Source organism: Runella sp. R0.1_18, assembly GCF_057652155.1.
In genome coordinates this window covers 60,291-82,401 of sequence record NZ_JBYFCK010000008.1, presented here as the reverse complement: position 1 = coordinate 82,401, position 22,111 = coordinate 60,291, and the positions used below count along the sequence as shown (strand labels likewise).

General features: G+C 45.4%; 19 protein-coding genes. 6 read left to right on the top strand and 13 right to left on the bottom strand.

What is annotated here, in order from left to right:
• Position 1: 1 nt before the first annotated feature.
• From AC23P2_RS15695 to AC23P2_RS15635, 13 genes are all read right to left on the bottom strand, one after another.
• The gene (locus AC23P2_RS15695; RefSeq protein WP_487774085.1) at positions 2–2,344 is read right to left on the bottom strand and encodes an ABC transporter permease; all 2,343 of its coding nucleotides are present in this window, start codon (positions 2,342–2,344) and stop codon (positions 2–4) included.
• Positions 2,345–2,589: 245 nt separating this feature from the next.
• The gene (locus AC23P2_RS15690; protein ID WP_487774084.1) at positions 2,590–2,811 is read right to left on the bottom strand and encodes a Kazal-type serine protease inhibitor family protein; all 222 of its coding nucleotides are present in this window, start codon (positions 2,809–2,811) and stop codon (positions 2,590–2,592) included.
• A 64-nt stretch (positions 2,812–2,875) separates the two neighbouring features.
• A complete protein-coding gene (locus AC23P2_RS15685) occupies positions 2,876–5,239 on the bottom strand; it encodes an ABC transporter permease (RefSeq protein WP_487774083.1) in 2,364 nt (787 codons plus the stop codon).
• Positions 5,240–5,249: 10 nt separating this feature from the next.
• Complete coding sequence (locus AC23P2_RS15680; protein ID WP_487774082.1) at positions 5,250–6,341, bottom strand: Gfo/Idh/MocA family protein; 1,092 nt, start codon at positions 6,339–6,341, stop codon at positions 5,250–5,252.
• A 209-nt stretch (positions 6,342–6,550) separates the two neighbouring features.
• Positions 6,551–9,013, bottom strand: a complete 2,463-nt coding sequence (locus AC23P2_RS15675; RefSeq protein ID WP_487774081.1) for an ABC transporter permease — start codon at positions 9,011–9,013, stop codon at positions 6,551–6,553.
• 4 nt (positions 9,014–9,017) lie between these two features.
• Positions 9,018–11,432: an ABC transporter permease gene (locus AC23P2_RS15670; protein WP_487774080.1), complete on the bottom strand. Its 2,415-nt coding sequence runs from the start codon at positions 11,430–11,432 to the stop codon at positions 9,018–9,020.
• Between the two features lie 31 nt (positions 11,433–11,463).
• Entirely contained in the window at positions 11,464–11,757 is a 294-nt protein-coding gene (locus tag AC23P2_RS15665) for a hypothetical protein (RefSeq protein WP_472486665.1), read from the bottom strand.
• 4 nt (positions 11,758–11,761) lie between these two features.
• Positions 11,762–12,064: a hypothetical protein gene (locus tag AC23P2_RS15660; RefSeq protein ID WP_487774079.1), complete on the bottom strand. Its 303-nt coding sequence runs from the start codon at positions 12,062–12,064 to the stop codon at positions 11,762–11,764.
• Positions 12,065–12,312: 248 nt separating this feature from the next.
• Positions 12,313–13,155, bottom strand: a complete 843-nt coding sequence (locus AC23P2_RS15655; RefSeq protein ID WP_487774078.1) for a DUF4097 family beta strand repeat-containing protein — start codon at positions 13,153–13,155, stop codon at positions 12,313–12,315.
• Between the two features lie 4 nt (positions 13,156–13,159).
• The gene (locus AC23P2_RS15650) at positions 13,160–14,029 is read right to left on the bottom strand and encodes a DUF4097 family beta strand repeat-containing protein (RefSeq protein WP_487774077.1); all 870 of its coding nucleotides are present in this window, start codon (positions 14,027–14,029) and stop codon (positions 13,160–13,162) included.
• A gap of 24 nt (positions 14,030–14,053) precedes the next feature.
• Positions 14,054–14,872, bottom strand: coding sequence for a HEAT repeat domain-containing protein (locus AC23P2_RS15645; protein ID WP_487774076.1), 819 nt, complete (start codon positions 14,870–14,872; stop codon positions 14,054–14,056).
• Positions 14,862–15,410: an RNA polymerase sigma factor gene (locus tag AC23P2_RS15640; RefSeq protein ID WP_487774213.1), complete on the bottom strand. Its 549-nt coding sequence runs from the start codon at positions 15,408–15,410 to the stop codon at positions 14,862–14,864. The genes AC23P2_RS15645 and AC23P2_RS15640 overlap by 11 nt, the downstream gene beginning before the upstream one ends.
• A gap of 133 nt (positions 15,411–15,543) precedes the next feature.
• On the bottom strand, positions 15,544–17,085 hold the full coding sequence (locus tag AC23P2_RS15635) for a serine hydrolase (RefSeq protein WP_487774075.1): 1,542 nt from the start codon (positions 17,083–17,085) through the stop codon (positions 15,544–15,546).
• Between the two features lie 246 nt (positions 17,086–17,331).
• On the opposite strand from AC23P2_RS15635, the gene AC23P2_RS15630 reads away from it, so the two are divergent.
• The 6 genes from AC23P2_RS15630 (at position 17,332) to AC23P2_RS15605 (ending at position 22,107) form a co-directional block, all read left to right on the top strand.
• On the top strand, positions 17,332–17,850 hold the full coding sequence (locus tag AC23P2_RS15630; RefSeq protein WP_472486660.1) for an RNA polymerase sigma factor: 519 nt from the start codon (positions 17,332–17,334) through the stop codon (positions 17,848–17,850).
• On the top strand, positions 17,834–18,592 hold the full coding sequence (locus AC23P2_RS15625; RefSeq protein ID WP_487774074.1) for a HEAT repeat domain-containing protein: 759 nt from the start codon (positions 17,834–17,836) through the stop codon (positions 18,590–18,592). Before AC23P2_RS15630 ends, AC23P2_RS15625 begins: the two co-directional genes overlap by 17 nt.
• Before the next feature lie 30 nt (positions 18,593–18,622).
• The gene (locus AC23P2_RS15620) at positions 18,623–19,396 is read left to right on the top strand and encodes a DUF4097 family beta strand repeat-containing protein (protein ID WP_487774073.1); all 774 of its coding nucleotides are present in this window, start codon (positions 18,623–18,625) and stop codon (positions 19,394–19,396) included.
• A gap of 26 nt (positions 19,397–19,422) precedes the next feature.
• Positions 19,423–20,121: a DUF4097 family beta strand repeat-containing protein gene (locus AC23P2_RS15615; protein WP_487774072.1), complete on the top strand. Its 699-nt coding sequence runs from the start codon at positions 19,423–19,425 to the stop codon at positions 20,119–20,121.
• 147 nt (positions 20,122–20,268) lie between these two features.
• Positions 20,269–21,381: a sensor histidine kinase gene (locus AC23P2_RS15610; protein ID WP_487774071.1), complete on the top strand. Its 1,113-nt coding sequence runs from the start codon at positions 20,269–20,271 to the stop codon at positions 21,379–21,381.
• Between the two features lie 18 nt (positions 21,382–21,399).
• On the top strand, positions 21,400–22,107 hold the full coding sequence (locus tag AC23P2_RS15605; protein WP_487774070.1) for a LytR/AlgR family response regulator transcription factor: 708 nt from the start codon (positions 21,400–21,402) through the stop codon (positions 22,105–22,107).
• Positions 22,108–22,111: the final 4 nt, after the last annotated feature.

Below are 22,111 nucleotides of genomic sequence, written 5' to 3'. Positions count from 1 at the left end.
GCTATTCGGATTTTAACGATTTTACAGGATTTACCAAGGCGGCTTTGACCGATTGAAAACTAATGGTGACCAACGCAATGACGATGGCAATCAGACTTACCCACACAAACGTCCACCCACTGATGGTAATGTGATAAGCAAACGACTCCAACCAGCGATTTAAGGCATAGTAGGCCAACGGCGAGGCAATCACAATGGCCAAGGCCACCAATTTTAAAAAGTCTTTGGACAAAAGCGTTAAAATACCCACCACAGACGCCCCCAACACTTTTCGGATGCCAATTTCTTTCGTGCGTAGTTCGGTTGAAAACGTGACCAAACTAAACAACCCCAAGCACGACACAAAAATCGTGAGGAACGCAAAGGCATTGAACAAGGTCATCGTAAGGCGGTCTTTCTGGTATTCTTTTTCGAGGGTATTATCTAAAAACGAATACTCAAACGGCTCAAAAGGATAGTGTTTTTGCCAAACCGCGCGGAGCAAAGGCAGTTGTTCGGGGCTGGTTTTGAGCATCAGGGTATTGGGTGGGTTATCGCTCCAAACCATTGCTAAGGGCTCTACCAAATTGTGCAACGATTTAAAATGGAAATTTTTGACCACCCCAATCACCGTTCCTTTTTTATTTACTCCTTCCATTGGCTGCCCAATCGGCTGTTTCCAACCGCTCATTTTTACAAAAGCCTCATTGACAATAAAACCACTTCGTTTGTCCGAAGGATAGGCAGACGAAAAATTGCGGCCTTGTGCTAGTTTAAGTTCAAGCGTGGGGAGATAATGGTCATCAACGAAAAAGAACAGGGTCATTACCTCTCTTGCTTTGCCATTAACGGTAAAATCGGTCGAAGCCAACGACGCAGGTTCAAACCCCGAACCCGCCGTGATATCGGAAATAGTAGGATATTTTTTCAAACTAGCCGCCAACGCATACCCTTTCATCTGAGCCAGCGAATCGGCAGGGAGTTGTATCGTCAATACCTTATTTTTGTTAAAGCCCAGCGAATGGTTTTGTAAGAAATCCATTTGTTTGTACATCACCAACACGCCCGCAATCATCCCAACGGCCAGCATAAACTGAAAAACGGTGATTGTCTGCCGCAATTGAAAACCGCCACTCGTTTGATGAACCCCTCCGCGCAGCGCCTCGGCAGGACGAAAAGCCGAAAGGACAAAAGCAGGGTACAGCCCTCCGAGCAAGGTGGTGATAACCAGCCCAATGACCGCCCATATCCCCAGTTCAATACCCGTAATTTGAAAATGAGTTTGGAGCAAATCGTTCATCAAAGGAATAACCAGCAGCAAAAGCACAAGGCCAATCACGACCGAGAAGCTACTAATCAGCAGCGATTCAAACAAAAACTGCCAAATCAGCTGAGAACGCAAAGCTCCGTTGGCTTTCCTGACGCCCACTTCTTTGGCGCGTTCGGTCGCTCGAGCCGTCAGAAGGCTGATGTAATTGAGTAAGGCAATCACCAAGACAAACACGGCCAAAAAAGAGAATAAGTACCCGTATTGTTTGTTGCCTTTGGGAGTATCTTCCAACTTGCCTTGGCTGTAATGAACATCAGTCAGCGCCTCCGCTCGAAACTCCAGCGAATAGTCTTCCGAATCCATTTTCGTCAATTCGGGCTGAATGTAACGCCGACTGATGGCGGCCATTTTTTTCTCAAAAGCCGCGTTATCGGGTATTCCACGGAATAAAACAAACGTGTAAGCAGAAAGGTCGTTGAGCCAAGAGCTTCCCTTATCAAAATCGTGGGAAAGAAGTGCTTGGATTTTTAAATCGGTATTGGTCGGTAACTCCGCCATCACTCCCGTAATCTGATAAGGCTGCTTGTTAATTTGTACGGTTTTTCCTAAAACATCGGTAGTACCAAAGTATTTTTTGGCCAATATCTCCGTAAGTACAACGGTTTGGGGTTGGATCAGGGCTTGACGGGCATCTCCTGCTACCAGCGGAAAGGTAAACACGTCAAAAACCGAGGCATCGGCATAATACACGTCTGACTCGTTATATAATTTGGTACCTTGACTAAACGTGGCAGCCATCGACTGAAACCGAACGGCTTTTTCTACTTCAGGATAATTTCGGTTCAAAAAAGGAGCCAAGATATTAGGCGTATTGGCCAACTCCATCGGGGCTTCGGGGGTCTTTAAATGAGACGTAACCCGCACAATCCGCTGGGCTTTTTGGTGAAAAACGTCGTAGCTCAACTCATGTCGAACATAAATTGCCATTAAAGCACAGGCAGCTAGTCCTACCGATAGCCCAACGATGTTAATGCTACCATACAGTGCATGACGTCTGAGGCTACGAAGGGCGATTTTGAAGAAATTGAAAATCATACGTTAGACAGGGAAGAAAGGGTGGTCGATAGAAAATGCAGAAAAGTGCCGTTGTTGCGACACTTTTCTGTTCTATTTTCTTTACTGTACTTAAAATGAATGAAAGGCTGTATGAATATTGTTATTTGTTCTTCCAAAGTTATGCCAGCCTAATAACTAGCTAAAAAACAATCAATTACAACTCCGCAAAAACAAAAAAGTGTCCGAATGTGGACACTTTTCGTACGGGAGTGGACAACAATTGATTAATCTTTTTTACCGCATTCGCCTTTGGTGAAACTGATCCCAACGCGAGCGGCTTCGCAGGCATTTCCGTAGGTTTTGCCATTGCATCCACAAACGGGGTCGTACTGAGCTGTACATACCATTCCATTGTCTGGCTTTTCAACACACTCACTTGCTATTTCTTCTTTTTGGCAGCCTACCAATCCTGCAAGCATCAGCGCCACAAATATTGATTTTTTCATCGCTATGACTGTTTATTTGAAGTTATGACGCTTCTCGGCCCAAAAAGGTTGGAATAAACCCTCACTATTCTGTTCGTAGGGATTCGACGGGATTGACCAATGCCGCTCTGGTAGCGTAGTAAGCGATTGCCCCAATGGCCACCACCAGTACAATGCCAAAGAATAGCCCCATCAAACCAATATTTAGTCCTGCATAGAAGGTGAACATCTTATTCATAAACATATTTTCGACCAAACCAATCGGCAAGGCGACTACTGCCGCGATGAACAATAGTTTCAAAAAGCTCCACGACAAAATCCGAACGATTTCCCACACACTGGCACCCATCACTTTACGAATACCAATTTCTTTGTAGCGTTTTTCGGTGCTGTAAGTCACCATACCCAACAAGCCCAGCAGCGCAATCACAAAGATAATGACCGACGCCAAGCCCATCATTTTCATGTCTTCGGCGGGATAATAGCGGTCGTACAGTTCTTTTTCGTACCACGAGTACCCCAATTCTTTGTAAGGGCTATATTTCTTCCAAAGGGCTTTCATATCGGCCAAAAACGCTTCTTGGTTGGCTTGCGGGTTTATTTTTACCGACACCATCGAAAACTGCGCAGGATTGTAATGAAATACCAACGACTCTTTCTGGTATTGGTAATGAAAATGGCAAAAATCTTTGACCACTCCTACCACTTGTAAGGGAGTTTCACCATTGATAAACACCTGTTGTCCAATGGCTTCACGCGGCGTACCGAGCCGCAAACGCCGCACACCCGTTTCGTTGAGCAAGATAAAATGCCCCGCCGAATCGTTTAGGGCAACGGGCAAATTTTGTCCCGCTACCAGCGTTAGCTTCATGTTTTCAATGAAATTTTTGTCCACCGAATAATAATAGGTCGGCACATTTGCATCTTTTTCGTGCACCTTGATAACTTGCTGCGACGGCACACTTCCAAAAGGCATCGACACAAGACCTACTTTTTCCACGTCTTTGTGTTTGCTAATTTCATCCTTCAACAATCGGTAATTCTGATCGGCCAACGATAGGTTAAAAATTCCTTTACGGTTGAAGTTGTCGTTTTCAGTCGCCATGTAGCTAAATTGATTGTACATGTGGCCAATCATAAACATAAAGCCCAACGTTGCCACAAACTGAATCACAATCAGGGTTTTACGAAAATTCACTTTCCCAAAAGAAACAGGGCCTAAGACACCCTTCAGCACCAACGCTGGCTGAAATTTTGATAAAATTAGGGCAGGCAATGCCCCTGCCAAAATGCCCACTAGCAACGTAAAAATCACAAAAACCCCACCAATCAACGTACTGTTTTCAACCTCCCAGGTCAGCCACTGCACGTATATATATTGTTTCATCAAATACAGTAACACCAGCCCGACGCCAAAGGCAAAAAATGCGATGATGACGGCCTCGCAAATAAACTGAAACACCAACTGCAACCGAATAGCGCCCATTACTTTACGAACCCCGACTTCTTTGGAACGGCTCAACGACCGCGCCAACGTCAGGTTGGTATAATTGAACCCTGCCAACAACAAAATCATCAACGGAATCCCAAAATTGAAGTAAATGTCCTGCATCGAATCCACGTACGGGTTGTAACGCAAGTCTTCGACGCTCGGCGATACATCGGCCAGTGCTTGTTTACGAAACACATTGGTCTTTTTGTTCGGTACAAGGTTGACGTTGGTCTTTTTGGCCACTGCTCTCAGTGCCAACTCCAAAGCATTGGGCGCTGCATTGGGCTGGAGCCGCACAAATGTATGGGTTTCGTAGGTGCCCCACGAAGCGGTTTGTTTGGCATCAGGGCGTTTTTTGTCAAAGGTCGCCATCGATACCATCACATCACTTCGGAACTGGGTTTGTTTTTTGAAGGGCTTTAATACGCCCGTCACGGTCATGGCACCGTAGGTAGCGTGCACCAATGTTTGCCCGATGGGATTGGCCTTGTCAAAAAATTTTTTAGCCCCCTCTTCGCTCAATATTAAGGTATTGGGGGCAACGGGCACACTTCCTTTGGCCAAAGTAAAACCAAATACCTCAAAAAAAGTAGGCTCAACGTACAACGTATTGACCCGCAGCGACTTAAAAGGAGTGTTCAGCTCCCAACCAAAATCTCGTACCACTTTGGTCGCTTTTTCGATGTAGGTGTAGTTATTTTTTAATTCATCCGACAACAAATAAGGCGATGACGCATACTTCGTAACGGTTCCGTCTCGGGTGACTTCGTTGGTCAAAATTCGGTAAATGCGGTCGGAATGAGGGTGAAAATTATCAAACTCAAACGTGCTTTGGAGGTGCATCAAGGCCAAAAGCGCAAATGGGATGGCAAGTCCCAAGCCCATGATGTTGATGAACGAAAAAAGCTTATTTTTCCAGAGATTTCGGAATCCTATTTTGAGGTAGCTCTGTAACATATTGATTGGCTTAATAAGTGATACTAACTTTAGTTTGCGTACGTGCCGCTTTATACACAGCCTCAATCACTTTCATATCTTTCCAGCCTTCGAGCCCTCCGATGTGGTCGGGTATGGGTTGGTTATCTAAGAGTAATTTACTAATAGCATCCATTTGAGCAGCTTGTTGGTTGATTTGTGGAAAATCCATTTCACCATTCGTTGACCGTCCTTTAAAAGGCCCGTAGCTGATTGCGGGACTCAGTTCGAAATGCCCTTTTTCCGCCGAAGCATACAAACGATCAATCCCCGCAGCACAGGTCGTAGTAGAGGTGCAAATAGCGCCACTGGGGAACTGCATTTGCCACGTAATTGACTCCTCTACTTCGGAAAAAAGAGCCTTGCGTAGTACAGGCCCAAACTGAGCGGTTACGGCCATGGGATCTTCTCCCGTGATGTATCGACTTGCTTGGATACAGTACACACCCAAATTCATCAGTGGGCCACCTCCTGCCAGTTTTTTATTGAGACGCCATTCTCCTGCTTGCCCTGAAAAATAGCCCAATGATGTTTCAACAATCCGCACGGGGCCAAAGACCTTTTCTTGCCCGAGTCGTTTCATTTCAAGGTTGTAAGGCTCAAAATGGAGTCGATAGCCTACTGCCAGTTGAACCCTGTTTTCTCGACAAGCATTCATCATTTCTACACATTCGGCGGGATTGAGTGCCATCGGTTTTTCGACAATCACGTGCTTTTTTGCCTTCGCTGCCCGAATGGCAAATTCTTTGTGCATGGCATTGGGCAAAATAATGTAGATAATATCAACGTCGGGATTATCTTTGATTTGGTCGAAGTTTTGGTAGTTGTATCGGTTTTTCTCTGGAATATTGTATTCCTTACCCCATGACTCCGCTTTAGAAGGTGTGCCTGTGACAAGCCCACGAAACTCACAGTATTGGCATTCTTTCATCTGGTAAGCCATGTACTCGGCATAACGCCCCAATCCTACCAAAGCTACCCCCAGTTTTTTAGCAGGACTAGACATAGCAGCTAACGCGGGAGAGACAATCGGTAGGGCCGATGAGGCTACTGATACATTGCGAAGGAAAGTTCGACGGTTCATAATGAATGTTTTTTGGGTATATTGTGGGAGCGGTTGCTTACAACTGCGACGTTGGTAAAACGGGTAACTACTCCGTGGCAATGCCCTACGCCGATGCTTTTTTTCTACAAATGGGTAGTGCCTCTGGCACATTTGTTGTGAGAGCGGTTGCTCAAAACCGATTTGGAGATAAAACACATCGACGAATAACTCCCTATTGGGGTAAGGAGCTATTCAGATTTCAATGCTTTTACGGGATTTGTTAAAGCCGTTTTAAACGACTGGTACCCTACGGTCAAAAGCGCAATCAATAAGGCCGCTGCTCCCGTTGCCACAAACATGCCCCAACCAATGTCAATCCGATACGCAAAATCGGCTAACCATCTGTCTATCAAATAATACCCAATGGGCGATGCAATCAGGAGCGCTATCGCCACAAGTTTCAAAAAATCTTTGGATAACAAAGCCGTTACCGAAAAAACCGAAGCGCCCAACGCTTTCCGAATACCGATTTCTTTGGTGCGCTGCTCCGACATAAACAAAGCCAAGGCAAACAATCCCAAACAACCAATAAACAAAGCCAACCCCGTAAAAACCATGATAATAGAAGCCGTGTGTTGTTCGGAACGGTATAAATTGGCAAACGACGCATCCAAGAAATCGTACTCAAAAGGCACGTTAGGAATCGCCCGTTTCCACATGTCAGTGGCTTTCTGAATCGTAGCCTTTTCGGTTCCTGGCTGTAGGCGAACGGCGAGGTAAGAACCCCACGTTCGGTACGTTTTTGATGACTCGTGGAAAAGCGCCGTCGGGTCTATCACCGTCCTCACCGACCCCAAATGAAAATCTCGCATGACGCCTATTACCTGAAAACGCTGGTTTGCATTGCCTGGGTACCGCATCCATTTTCCAATCGGGTTTTTCCAACCAATGGCTTTCACCGCCGTTTCGTTCAGAATCACCGACGCCGAGTCGGCAGGGCTATTGGGGCGAAAGTTGCGTCCTGCAATGATTTTTAGTTTTAAGGTAGGCACAAAATGCTCGTCGGTCATAAACGAACTTATGGGTAAGTTTTGAACCACGGCATTGGCTTGTTCGCCCTGTTCGGGTTCGTAAAAATCGCCAAAACTCCCCAACGAAGGCAAAAAGGTAGAATGCGTAGCTTCGGTGACTTCGGGAAGCTCTTTGAGTTGTTGACGAAATACCTCTCGCTCCGACAGATTGGCAAAATGCCGCCCGTTTTTGATAATCAACACATTTTCTTTTTCCATTCCGAGTTTGGAATGTTGCGCAAAATAAAGCTGACGGTACATGGCCGTCACGCCCAACATGAGCACAATCGCCACCGAAAACTGAAGTACTACCAAGCCGCTCCGCACCAAGCTAAAACCGCCGTTGGCACTACCCGTCGATTTCTTCATGCTATCGGTGGTCTTGAAACGCGAAAGGTACAACGCAGGGTACAAACCTGCGACCAAACCCGTTATGATTGGCAACGCCACGATGATGCGCATCACCTCCATAGAAAAGAGTGCATCGGGCGTAAAGGCAATTTGAGTTAATTGATTAAACAAGGGCAATACGCTCCATGTGGCTACCGCTGCCAATAAAAATGCCACACCACTCAGCAGCGAAGACTCAACCAAAAACTGGCCTACCAAGCTGCCTTTTGAAGAACCCAAGGCTTTACGAACCCCGACTTCTTTGACACGTTTCATGGACCGCGCCGTCGATAGATTGATAAAGTTGACACAGGCCAACAACAAAATGATAAGCCCGCCAAGGGCAAGCGTCCGAACTTGATTTCCGTCACCTATCGTTGTAAGGCGACTTGATAACTGCGGGTAACCCAAGTGGAGTTTTGTCAACGGCAACAACCGAACATCGTATCGGTCGCCGCGTTTGAGTTGTTCTTCAAAATTTTGCCCTACCCGCTGGAAAGCCGAAGGCGCGTGTTTGCGCACCATCGCAGGTAGCTTGGTTTCTAGGGTAGCAATGTTGGTTTCGGTCAACGGTTGACGAAATTTCACCCACGTATCCACCTGTAGCCATATCCAGCTCCACATAAAGTTTTCAACTACCCGAAAATCTTTGATAGGCACCAAAAAGCCAAAGCTAAGCGAAGCGTTTGTGGGCAGGTCTTTGACGACTCCCGTTACTCGAAACAAACGGTCATTGAGCGAAAGTGACTTTCCGATGGCCTGCGTTGTTCCGAAGTATTTTTGGGCCATTTTCTCGGTCAAAACAAGGCTTAACGGCGCATTGAGCGCATTTTTATCGCCTTGTACCATCGGAAATTCAAACAACGACAAAAAAGTAGAATCAACGGCCAACGCATTGGATTCACTAAAAACGGTACTTTCCGTCCCTTCACTTTGACGAATTAGCACATCGCCTAGCTCAAACGTCCGTGCCGTCATTTCGATTTCTGGGTATTCGGCCAAACGCATTCCCAGTGGCGGTGGCGTATTGGTCGTTGTGCCTTCGGTATCGCCCATTTTCAAGTCTAAGGCCGCCGCTGCAATGCGATTGGCGTTTGGTAAAAAGGCATCATATTGCTTTTCGTGAAAATAATACGTCGCCAAAAGCCAACACGCTACCATACCAATGGTCAAGCCAACGACGTTGACCAGCGTATAAAACGGCTGTCGAACCGCGTTTCTAAAAGCCAGCTTTAAATAATTGGTTATCATAAAATTATTCAGTTTTTAAACTTTTGACGGGATTAGAAAGGGCCGCTCCAATGGCTTGAATACTCACCGTCGCAAAGGCGATACCCACCGCAATGAGACCCGTTACGACAAAAATCCACCAGTAAATTGGGGTTCGGTAGGCAAAATCAGCAAGCCAAGCATCCATAGCCCACCACGCCAACGGCGACGCAATGACGATGGCAATGGCCACCATTTTGAGGAAGTCAATCGACAATAGCAGCGTAATGCTACCTACCGATGCGCCCAACACTTTACGAATCCCCACTTCTTTGGTACGTTGCGAAATCACCATGATGGCAATGGCAAATAACCCCATGCACGAAAGCAAAATCGCCAACGTAGCCGCACTAAAAAACATTTGTGCCATGCGGGATTCGCTTTTGTATTGGTTTTCAGCATTTTCATCCAAAAACGACCCTTGAAATTCCGATTTTGGGGCGAGTTCGTGGTAGGTTTTCTTCAACAAAGCGATGGTTTCTTCGGTATGGTCGGGGGCCATTTTTATAAACAAATAATTCAACCCAAAGCCATTCATGAAGAATGTGACGGGTTCTATTTCGCGGTGAAGTGATTCAAAATGAAAGTCTTTGACCACTCCTATGACTTTTTCCTTACTCTCTGTATTGAGAATAACGCCCAGTGGATTTTTGACGCCCAATTGTTTGGCCATCGTTTCGTTGATAACCACCGAATTGACAGTATCGGTAGGATATGCCTCCGAGAAATCGCGGCCATCTATCAGTTTTAAGCCCAACGTTTTCACGTAGTCGTAGTCGGCAGTACGCATGTTGGTCTGAATGGTACGGCCGTTTTGTTCAAATCCTAACATTGATTTAGAAAAAGACCCATCTAACCCGCGACCCAAATTGACATCACAGCCCGTCATGCTGTAAATGCGCGGCTGCCCCGCCAAACGGTTCCGAAAATGCTGCAATAAGCGCTTGCCCGACACCTCATTCCCAATCGGAATGCTATAGACTTCGGACGTACTGAAACCCAGTGGTTTGTCGCGCAAAAATTTGATTTGAGTCCACACAATCATCGTACACGCAATGAGCAACACGGCCATAGCAAACTGAAACACGATGAGCGAATTACGAATTCCCCCCGAACGGCTACTGAGTTTGATTTTCCCTTTTAGTACTTCAATCGTATTAAAGCGGGTAACGGCCCACGCAGGATAGCCCCCCGCAATGAGCGTAATGAAGGCAAAACAACCCAACATGGCTACCAGCAAGATGGGTTCGGTCATGGTTTTGAGCGTGATGCTGGTTTTAAAAATCGCGTTGTATTGGGTATTCAGCAAATACGCAATTGCGATACCAAGCCCAAAGGCAAACACACAAATGATAAATGCTTCCCCCCAAAATTGACCTACAATTTGGGTTTTAAGCGCTCCAAGGGCTTTGCGCATTCCCACTTCTTTGGCCCGCCCGAACGATTTTGCGATCGACAAATTGACAAAATTGATGGCAGCAATTAGTAAAATCACAATGCCTACAATCAACAACACATACGGGAAGAACTTGTTGATGGCGCGGCCTCGTCCCCCTACTTTGGTGTCAAAATGCGTCTCCGACAACTTCATAATTCGGGTACTCATTACCTCGCCGCGTTCGTCTATTTTTGCGCCTTCTTTTTTAAGCTGCTCGATGCTGCCTTTGTAATATTTGGCCGTAAAAGCCTTTAACCCTTTCTCAAATGTATCTGGATTGGTTCCTTCTGCCAATTGGATGTACAACGAATTTTGGCTTGCATCCCAGCGATCTTTGTTGTTGTTATACTCACCTAGGTTCTCCATCCGCACCAACATTTCGTTGGAAATACTGGTATTCTCAGGCCCTTTTTCAAGGATACCACTTACCACAAACGCATGGGGTAGATTGTCATAAATTAAGGTCACGGTTTTTCCCAAAGCGGGTTGCTCCCCAAAAATACTTTTGGCCACATCCTCCCGCAACACCACGTTGCTCAACTCGCTCAATGCCTTGTTGGGGTCTCCTTGGAGCAATTTATACCCAAACATTTTGAGGTAATCTTCATCCGTGAACGCCATGCCTTTGTTAATAAGTTTGTCGTCTTTTAACACTTGACCTGGACTTGTCACGATGCGTGTGGCAGCTTTTACCTGCGGGTAATCGGTTTTGAGGGCAGTCCGCATCGGTAGCGGCATGGTATTGCCGTATTTGGTTTCTTCGGCATTGTTGATTTTGTCATAAACCCGATAAATATCTCCTTTTTTTTCATGAAACATATCGTAGGTGAGCATGTCGTAAGTAGTCAGAAACAACAAACTACTAACGCCAAACGCTACTGACATTCCAATGAGGTTGATGAACAAATAGGTTTTGTTCTTCCACAAGTTTCTAAGGGCAATTTTTAGATAATTTTTAAGCATGGCTTACTGAGATATGTGTTTTTTTACGTTACTATTTTTGGAGCAACAACGCGTGTTGTCTTTCTAAATCTTCTTTTTTGACAAAGGTAATAGGCACAAACTCATCCGTAGGAGCTCCTATGTAATACAATGACCAATCGTGGTCATACGATGAAAGAATATGCCGCAGGCAGTCGGCACGGTCAACGCTGGGCAGGCCGCATTCGTCCCAATAAAACAATTCTACACGGTAATGCAGGGCTTGCTTTTGACCATTGATGGTTACTTCAATTTCAATGTCTTGCTTCCCTAGCTGGGTCGGAATCGGAATTGCAATGTGTGCCATGTCATTAAGGATTTAGAAGTGAATACAAAAACGGTGAAAGCAGAATCAGTTCTTTTTTCCTGACAAAAGTCACTTGTATCGACTTGTCGGTGGGTAATCCGATGTAATAAAGCGACCAATTTTGGTCATAGGTTGAAATAATGTGGTTCAAGCAATCGGCACGGTTGGCGGGAGAAACCCCGTATTCATCCCAATAAAACGACTCCACCCGATAGTGCAAAGCCTGCCGCTGACCATTGATGCTGACCTGTACATCAATGTCTTGTCGTTCAAGGTTCGACGGAATCGGTATAGCGATGTGTGCCATAGGGTAAATACTGTTTTATGTCTTAATCTACAGCACGGGGCAATACTTATGCCACATACATATCTATTTAATAATCAGAAAATTACATAAACACACAAACACAAAAATGTCCGTAAATGGACGATTTTTCGTTCACTTACGGACAGAGAATTTCTGATTAATCGTATTTGTTCAACAGGTTCAACCATATAAGAGATTATAAGCTAGGCTCTCAGCAACTTATATGCCCTTATATGGTTCAAAAAAAACTACTTCGCTTTGCGGATATAAATATTGCCGTGCATGTTTTTCATCATCACTTCGCTGCCACCACCGTTGACCTTGCCTTGAATCCAGTCGTCGATGCTTACTTTGTACATGCCGTCTTTGGTTGTTTTATTGGATTTTGGCTCGCTTTTGTCGGCATCAACGTCAAAATCGCTGTAAATCTCGCCACGGTCGGATTTGAGTTTTACGTTAAACTTCGCCGAAGGTGGGAACGTCACGTCGATGCGACCATTGAGCGACGTAAAGGCCATGGGTGTGTCAGATGTCACGCTTTTGAAATTTGCTTTCACTTCGCCGTTGACCGTCGTAGCTACCGCCGAACCCGACACGTTGGTGAGGGTAATGGCACCGTTTACGTTGTTTACCTCCAACGTCCCCGTTACATTTTCAACGACAATGTCACCTTGATTGATGGTGCCTACTTGCAACGAAAACTGCTGAGGCACTTTAATAGACAACTCTACGGGGCGCTTGATCGAGTTTGATGTCACCTTTACGTGGTTATTGCGTTCTTCGGCGGTAAGTTCAATCCCGCCACGGCTCGTCAATTTTTTCATGCCCGTAGCCAATTCGTCGTTTCTGCCCTCGGTTTTCTTGCCGCTGTAGGCTTCAACTGTGGCGTCGATGATGACATCTTTGCCCGAATGTCCCGTGATTTTGATGGAACCGTTGATAATTTTTAGCTGCAAACTACCTGGCTTAGAAGGATCCGAAAGTGGAACGACCAATTGTTCCTTGATTTCTCCTTGGGCGAAGGTCGGTGTTGCGAGGCTCATGGCTGCAAGTGCAACGGCCGCAAAAATGGTTTTGATACTGGTTTTCATACAATTATGATTGTTTCTTGATATAAATGTTTCCGTTAAATGTTTCAAAGCGGAACAGTTTGCCGCCGTTTCCAATCCGAACCGATGTTTCGGTATTAAGCTTATAGACCGTGGTTTTGTCGCCTCGTTGTTCTTGGTTTTTGACTACTTTCACAGGCAGGGTTTCCACGTTATCAAAATCGGTGTAAAACTCACCTCGGAAGCTTTTAAACTCGCAGTCGGCCGACAACGCGGCTGGGTAACTGATACGGATGTCACCATTAAGGGTTTTGTACGACGATTGACCTGGTGGTATGGCCGTGTAGTTGGCGTCCACACTGCCATTGACGGTTCGTAATTTGGTGGCTCCTTTCACGTTTTTCAACGTAATGGCACCGTTTACGTTTCCAACCTCCAACATTCCTGTCACATCACTCACCAGCACATCCCCTCCGTTGACGGTCGATACATGGAGGTTCATCGAATAAGGTACTTTCACTTTAAAATCCAAGCCGTAACGGTATTCGATGTGCCGATTGTTATTGCGGTCGTTCCAGTTACGGTTAGGCCGTGAATCGTACGGCTCAATAATGTACGCCATCACAGTATCCGCTTTTTGCTCCAGTACAAACTTAAATTCGGCTTTCCCTTGTTCCAATATTTCCTTGGTTTTGCCCGAAATAGTTTTATCCACCTCAATGATTACCTTATCACCTGCGTAGCCTTCAACATTGATTGAGCCGTGGATGTTGTAAATCGCCAGCGTACTACTTGCGGCATTTTGCTGGAGGGTAAACTCTTTGGTTGTGTGTTCTTTAAATTCTTGATTTTGAGCGGAAGAATGGGCACAAGAGAGCACCACTCCCACTAACAAGGGGAGAATGATTTGTTTCATGGCTATACAGATTGGATGGTTAAATTATGATAAGTCTTTGATGGTTTGTTGAAGTTTGCTTTTCACCAAATCGTTTAAGTCATCGCGGCGAAGCATTTGCTTGAAGGCTTTAATGGAGCGTTTTTCTTGGAGTTTGACCATCACGTCGGCCAGCGCCACTTGTACCAAAGGTGAGTCCTGTTTTGTGAGCGACAACACCAGTCCTTGCCGAACGTCGGGGTCGTGGGCTAACTCGGCCAGTGCTTCCAACGTAACGAGGCGCACGTTTACGTTCGGGTCATTATTGAGTGTGGTAAAGAGCGCCTGTACCACTTTATCGTCCACATCGGTAATTTCGCGGGTATAACTTACAGCCTTGAGGCGCTCGCTGGCCGATGGATTGTCAATCAGCGAAAGCATCATCATCTGGCGCATTTCTTGCACTTCTTTGGTGAGGGTATCCATTTTTTCTTGATACGCAACTTCTTTGGGACGCATCAGAAAATACCCGCCTAGCACGCCCACACTCAACAAACACACACTGTAAGCCACCCGTAGCGCCAAGCGGGGCGTCCAGAATTGTTGTATTTTCTCAAAAACCTCCTTCCACTGACTCCGACTCGACGGGGCTTCGGTTTGTTTATAAGTTTCGAGCATGGCATAAAACCCTTCGCGCATTTGCTCGGTGTTGGCTTTGGGCGCGGGGACTTTTCCCATGAGTTGCCACAGTTGGCGGTCGGCTTCAAACGCTGCTTTGCACTCGGCGCACTCTTTCAAATGAATATGTATGGCTGTTTGTTCGGACTCGGTTAGTTCGTTGGTCAGCCAGCCCGTTAGCCGTTCTTTTGCTTGTTCACAGTTCATGAGCTTTGCTTCCTTTTTCTGATGTCAAAAAATTCTTTTTCAATTCTCCCATCGCTCGGTGTACCCGTACTTTCACTGCGCCTTCGGTAATGTTCAGAATACGCGCAATTTCTTCGTATTTTAATTCTTGGTATCGGCTCAAGACCAACACTTCGCGGTGATCGGGACTAAGCCGCGCCATGGCTTGTTGCAGGGCATCCAATTCTTGTTCTTTTTCCAATTGTTCATCGGCGGCGATTCCTCCTCCAAGGCGATCCGACAAGTCAGCAATATCGTAGGCGCGTCCGCCCCAACGTTCTTGTTGACGAAACGAATCGTTCAAAATATTCCGCGCCAAATGATACATCCACGTTCTGAACTCTCCGTCGCCGTTAAACGTATGTCGGTACTTGAGCATTCGGTAGAATACATTTTGTACCAAATCTTCGCAAGCGTGGGCTTGTCCTGTCATGTGGTATAAAAAAGCGAATAACGGCCGATGGTAGCGCTCAAAGAGCAATCCCATCTTGTCCAAATCTCCCGCTTTTACTTTAAGCATGAGTGCGTTATCCGATAGTGTATTCAAGCGATGATGGCTGTTTGTAGGTGATTTGTACGTGGAAACTCCCGAAGTGAAAGAAGGTTACAGGAAAATTTTATTTTTTTTCTAAAAAAGTTAGACTTCTGCGAAGTCATTCCTTTTGTTCCAATAATCTCTTCAATGCCCGTTTTCCATCCTCATTGTTTGGTGATAATACGATGGACTTTTGATACATGGCAATGGCCGCTTCTTTCTTGCCGCTTTGGGCCAATGCCTGCGCGTAGCTGTCGTAAGTATTACCGCTTTTTGGATAAAGCAACGTATTAATTTTAAATACTTCCAACGACAATTCATGATGATTGGGAAAGGGAGCTCTGAGTAAATCATAACCTAAACGATTCATTTCCAGCTCATCCACGTGATAATTTATACTATCATTCTTTAATTGATTAAACATAGCGGCGGCGGCGTCAATGCCTTTTGTGACCAACACCTCCCCATAGCGTTTTGCCAATGATTTAGTGAGCCGAACGGGTAAAGGTGGACTTCCGTTCAACATGTTGGAAATAGAAACCATGACTTGTATCGGATTATTGTCAGTGTTGTCATAAAAGATAATAGTCTGTTTTTTAGTGAGGTTTCGATGCAGAAAAGTAGTGAGACCAACAATACGCCCATCGTGAAAAATAGATGTATCCACGGGTTGTGTCTTGCTTGTATATACATTCCAACCGAAGCCATAGGAACGCGTGCTGCTGCCCATGCGAAACGGCTTCCCATCATTCAAGGTAACGGGCGTAAAGGCAGCATCCATCAATGCCAAAGGGATAAGCTTACCCACGGCAAAAGCTTTATCAAAACTCCATAAATCTTCTAAAGTGCTTACTATATTGTTAGGGCCTATCAAGCTGCCTAAATGATAGTATGTATAGTGTTCCACAGGATTCAGCGAATCAACGTTGTGGTACGTTGGGCTATAAAAATTGAGCAAAGAATAACGCAATGTATTCACCATGCCAGCCTCTCGAACATACGTCTTGTTCATCCCAGCGGGCGTGAAAACATTCTTTTTCATATATGCAGCAAAAGAGGTTTGACTTATCTTCTCCACCAACATAGCCAACAAGAAATAATTAGCATTATTATATTGCCAGCGACTTCCCTCAGTAAAGTTCAACGGTTTTTTCAAGGTGACCAGATGTTCGTATGCTTTCTGATTACTAATAATCTCATTTGGATGTGCTTTAATATATTCCTCTTCGTACCGTTCCACCACAGGAATGCCCGAGGTTTGAGTTAATAAGTGGCGAATTGTAATACCTGAGTATAAAAAATCGGGGAAATAGGTAACAAAAGTATCTTCTAGTCTTAGCTTTCCTTTTTGTGCTAATTGTAGCACAGCAATGGCCGTAAAAGGTTTGGCTAAAGAAGCCAAATTAAAATGAGTAGTGTCGGTATTGGGAATGCCACGCCCAAAATCAGCATATCCTACTGATTTTTTATAAATAACTTTTCCCTCTTCGGCTACCAAAACACTGCCATTGAATAAATGATGCGTGGCCAGCGATGTTATAAAAGAATCTATGCGGGCTACTTTTTTACTCATAAGAGTTTCATTCTGAGCAAAGCCGAAGCGAACAGTAATCAAAAGCAATAAAACCTGACGGATAATGAAAATGATTTTCTTTTTCATACAAAATAATAGAGAATGGTTTTGGAAAATTTGTATGTGGAAACTTCTGTTACCGAAGAAGGTTACAGATCCACCTCAACTTCTTTGAGTTTCAGGTTAAACGCATTTTAAAACACATAGAGCACACTAGAATAGACACATAGAAAACATAGCTATGTGGTCACCCACAACATTTTGTAGATAAACTCAAAAAAAGTTACCAAGAATTTGTAATGTTTTTTCGGCTCGCTCGTCTATGCTTTTGAAATGGAACTCAAAGCGTTTACCCAACTCATTCTCCCGACGCAAGGCCGCCTTTTTAGGTTGGCCAAGCTGTTTCTTCGCAACCGCGAAGAAGCCGAGGATACGTTGCAAGAGGTATTGATGAAGCTTTGGTCACATCGTCAGCAGTTAGAATCGTACCAAAACGTAGAAGCGTTTGCCGTACAAATGACCCGCAATCTCTGCCTCGACAAGCTCAAATCGAAAGAATGGCAAAGTCGCGCAGGGGAAGCCAATTGGGAAGACGTAGAAGAGCAGAAAGTATCACCTTACCAACAGGTGGAGCTATCAGACAGCGCGGCGCTGATGCGCAAACTGATAGACGAACTACCCGAAACGGCCAAGTTGATTCTGCATTTGCGCGACGTAGAGGAGTACTCTTTTGAGGAAATAGAGCAAGTAACGGGGATGAACGTCAACCACATTCGGGTGGTGTTATCGAGGGCGCGGAAAGAGGTACGGGATAAGTTTTTAAAAATTCAGGCGTATGAATCTGGACATTGAACAATTGATAGAAAAGTATTACGAAGGCGAAACAACCCTGGAAGAAGAGCAGCAACTACGCGCTTTCTTTTTGAGCGAAAATGTTCCCGCTCACCTGGAAAACGAGGCCAAGCAGTTTTGGTATTTTGCCCAAACGCGCAAAGAACAGCCTTCGGCGGGAGTGAGTTATCGCACGGTTACGCAGCTCAGCAAATTAAGCAAGGTGCGCTCGTTGAACTCGTGGGGCTTACGAATCGCCGCAAGTCTAACTTTGTTGGTGATAGGTTTTGGGGCAGGGATTTGGTACACGCACCGCCAAGGAGGGATATCGGAAGAAAATAGCCAAGTGGCTGAAATGAAGAAAATGCTACAAACTCCTGAGCAAACGTCGGCGAGTGAGCGCATTTTGGCCGTCAATCAGAGTTACGAATTGGAGCAAGGCGACGAAGAAATCACGCAGATTTTGCTTAATACCATGAATTTCGACGAAAACGTCAACGTCCGTCTAGCCGCCTGCCAAGCGCTGCAACGCTTTGAAAATGAGCCGATGGTGCGCGAAGGGTTGATTCAATCGCTAAAAATTCAAACCGATCCTAATATCCAACTGGCGCTTATCGAGGCATTGGTACTGATGAAAGAAAAACGAGCTACGTCCGAAATGCTTCGTTTGGCGCAAAATCAAAAAGTACTGGAAATTGTACGCCTCAAAGCCCAAGAAGGGGCTCATCACCTTAAACAAGAAAAACAAACGAATAATACCTAATAATTAACGGTGCGTAAGCACTCAACAACCATGAAATCAACCGTGTTAGTATGCGCCCTGTGGATGGGGTGCAGCGTAGGACTTTTTGCCCAAGAATTTAAAGCGAAGCTAGCCAACAGCAAAGACCGCAAAATCAGCATCGAAATGGATGCGAGCCACTTAAAAATTGAGGGCTACGACGGCGACGAGCTCATTATCAAGGGAAACGGGTTTCAGGACCCACCCGAACAAGCCAAAGGGCTGCGGTCGTTGTACAACTCGGCAGTCGATAATACAGGCATCGGACTGGCCGTCACCAACCAAGGCAATGGCCTAAAAATCGAAAAAGCATCGCGCAAATCGACGTCGTATATCCTCAAAGTTCCCAAGAAAGTAGCGATTTTGTACGAGCAGGTCAACTGGAACGGAGGCAACATTTCTATCAGCAACGTAGATGGTGATTTGGAAATAAAAACCAACAATGGCAAGATTGACCTCCTCAATGTTACGGGTCCCGTCGTAGCCAATAGTACCAATGGCGACATCAAAGTAGTGTATTCCACCCTCAACCAAGAAAAACCCAGCGCCATTTCGTCCATCAGCAGCGCTATTGACGTGAGCCTGCCCGCCAATGCCAAATCAAGCCTTAGCATGAAGTCAATCAGTGGTGAAATTTACACCGATTTAGACCTTGACTTGAAAAATGCCAAAGAAGGTATGTCACGCGTGGGCGGTGGCCATAGCATTAACGCAACCACCAACGGCGGTGGCGTCGCCATTAAACTTAGCAGCATCAGTAGCAATATTTATTTACGGAAACAATAACCCTTTTCTACTACCCCCATATAGCCATGAAAACTTTTTCACTGGTGCTCTTTGTGAGCACGTTGACCCTAACGGCTTGGTCACAAAAAATTATTACAAAACAATTTCCGTACGCTGCCGACCAAACCGTCAACCTTAACCTCAAGTTTGCGGATAGTATTCGGGTACGGTATTGGGACAAGGCCGAAGTGTCGGTTCGGATTTCGGTGCTTATCAACGGTGGCCGACTCAACGACGGGTTGACCGTAGAAAACACCACAACCGCCCAAGAGATTAGCCTAAAAACTAATTTTGACAACGAAGTTCTAAAAAAAGGCAAAGCCGAAGACTGTCCCGACTCAAAACACAGCTGGCGTACCCAACGCGACGGCCAGGACATGTACGTTTGTAGCACGATTCATTATCAGGTGTTTTTGCCCCGCAATGCCAAATTAAAACTCGAAACCATCAATGGCAACGTGGACATTCAAGGGGCAGCGGCTCCCGTTTTTGCCAAGAGCATTAGCGGCTACATTGACTACAGTTTGCCTAAATCAAAAGGAGCCAACTTGGCCATGAAAACCATTACGGGCGAAGTTTATACCGACTTAGACATTGACTTCAAGAACAAGCGCCAAAAAAATCCGATAGTAGGTTATTTGTTAGAAGGCTCCGTCAATGGCGGCGGCCCCGACATCCGCTTGGAGTCAATTAGTAATAACGTATATGTTCGGAAAAAAGACTAATCCCGACCTAACCTCCACACCAACCCTTATAGTAGCAGTGCAACACGCCGCCCCCCCCCTCTCCAGCAAGGAGAGGGGCTAGGGATGAGGTAAAAACCACAAGGAAAGTTCTACGATATAGCGAGAAAAATCTCCTTTCCGTCGAATATGTTTGGGATTCCACGCGCCTCTTCCCAACTTCGTAGCTTTACTTCTACGCGCATGGAACTAACCAAACCAACTAGCACATTCACGGTGGTCGTACACATAGCCGTTTGGTCGCTGCTTGGCTTTATTGTTTTATTTTATCCTCCCCTTACTTGGGACTACAAAGTACCGCTGGGTTTTTGGCTCAAACAATTGGCTAATTTCATCATGATGGTAGGTGTTTTTTATTTTTCTGCGTACTACCTGGTTCCCAACTATTTGGTAAAAGGCAAAAAACTTCTCTTTGCTCTTTCGGCCGTTTTTTTGGTTGTACTTTATTTGATCATTGCCCGAATCATTGAGGTGCCTATTCTGCACGTACCCGAACAAATTGCCGCAGCCAAAGGCTGGAAACACACCAAAAGTATTTACAGCATCGATGTGCATCTGTTTATGGTCGTAACCATGGTGACGGCCATCAGCATTGGGTTTGCCATGATTCAGCGGTGGCAGGCCGCCGTACACATGCACGAACTCATTGAAAAACAACACATAGCTTCCGAGTTGGCTTTATTAAAAGCCCAAATCAACCCGCACTTTTTCTTCAACACCCTCAACAACATTTACGCCCTTACCTACTCCGACGTTCCGTTGTCGAGGGATGCCATTCTGAAACTATCTCGAATGATGCGGTATGTGCTCTACGATACCGTCCTTGACAGGGTATTACTGAGCCAAGAAATCTCTTTTATGAACGATTACATCGAGCTAATGAAGTTACGGCTCCATTCGTTTACGAAAGTGACCGTCGAAGAACCCAAGCCCGACCAAGATTACTCGGTAGCACCAATGCTTTTGCTTCCGTTTATTGAAAATGCGTTTAAACACGGTACAAGCTCGCTTCACAAAACCGAAATTTTGATTGTCATTAAGGCTCAAAATGGTGTTTTAGACTTATACGTTTGGAATCAAATTCACCCAAATACTGATGCTCTTCCCGCCGCAGGTGGGGGAATTGGACTGACAAATACCCAGCGCCGTCTCAATTTAGTCTATCCTGAACGCCACGAGTTAGTCATTCAAGAAGGTACCGACCACCGAACTTTTACCGTTAATTTGAAAATACAGCTCTAATACCTACGCGTTCCAGTCATGAAGTTAAACTGCATTACCACCGACGACGAGCCGCTTGCGCTCGGGCTTATTAGTACGTTTGTTCGACAAACCCCCTTTTTAAATCTAGTTGGTCAATACGCCAACGGTGTCGAAGCCCTCCAAGCCATTCATAATCAACCCGTTCATCTTATTTTTTTGGACATCCAAATGCCTAATCTCAACGGCATGGAACTGGCACGCATCATTAGTCAAACTTCTTCTTTGGGACAAACCAAAATCATCTTCACGACGGCTTATAACCAATTTGCCGTGGAAGGGTACAAAGTCGATGCGCTCGATTATTTGATGAAACCGTTTGGGTACGAAGAGTTTTTAAGGGCCGCAACCAAAGCCAAAAATCATTTTGAACAATGGTCGGAAAACAACAGCCAAGGCTGTATGTTTGTGAAGTCAGACTACAAAATGGTACGAATTGATTTTGACTCCATTCTTTACCTCGAATCGTTTAAAGACTACGTGAAGATACATCTTACGGGCGGACAACCTCCCGTGGTGACGCTTAGTACCCTAAAACTCATTGAAGACAAACTTCCTCCTTCTAAATTTTTGCGCATTCATCGCTCGTTTGTTGTAGCTATTCCCAAAATAGACTCGTTAAGTCGTAATACCGTTCAGATAGGGACCGTATCTCTTCCCGTGGGGGATTTATACAAGGATACCTTTCAGGAATTGATGGGATTGTAAAAGT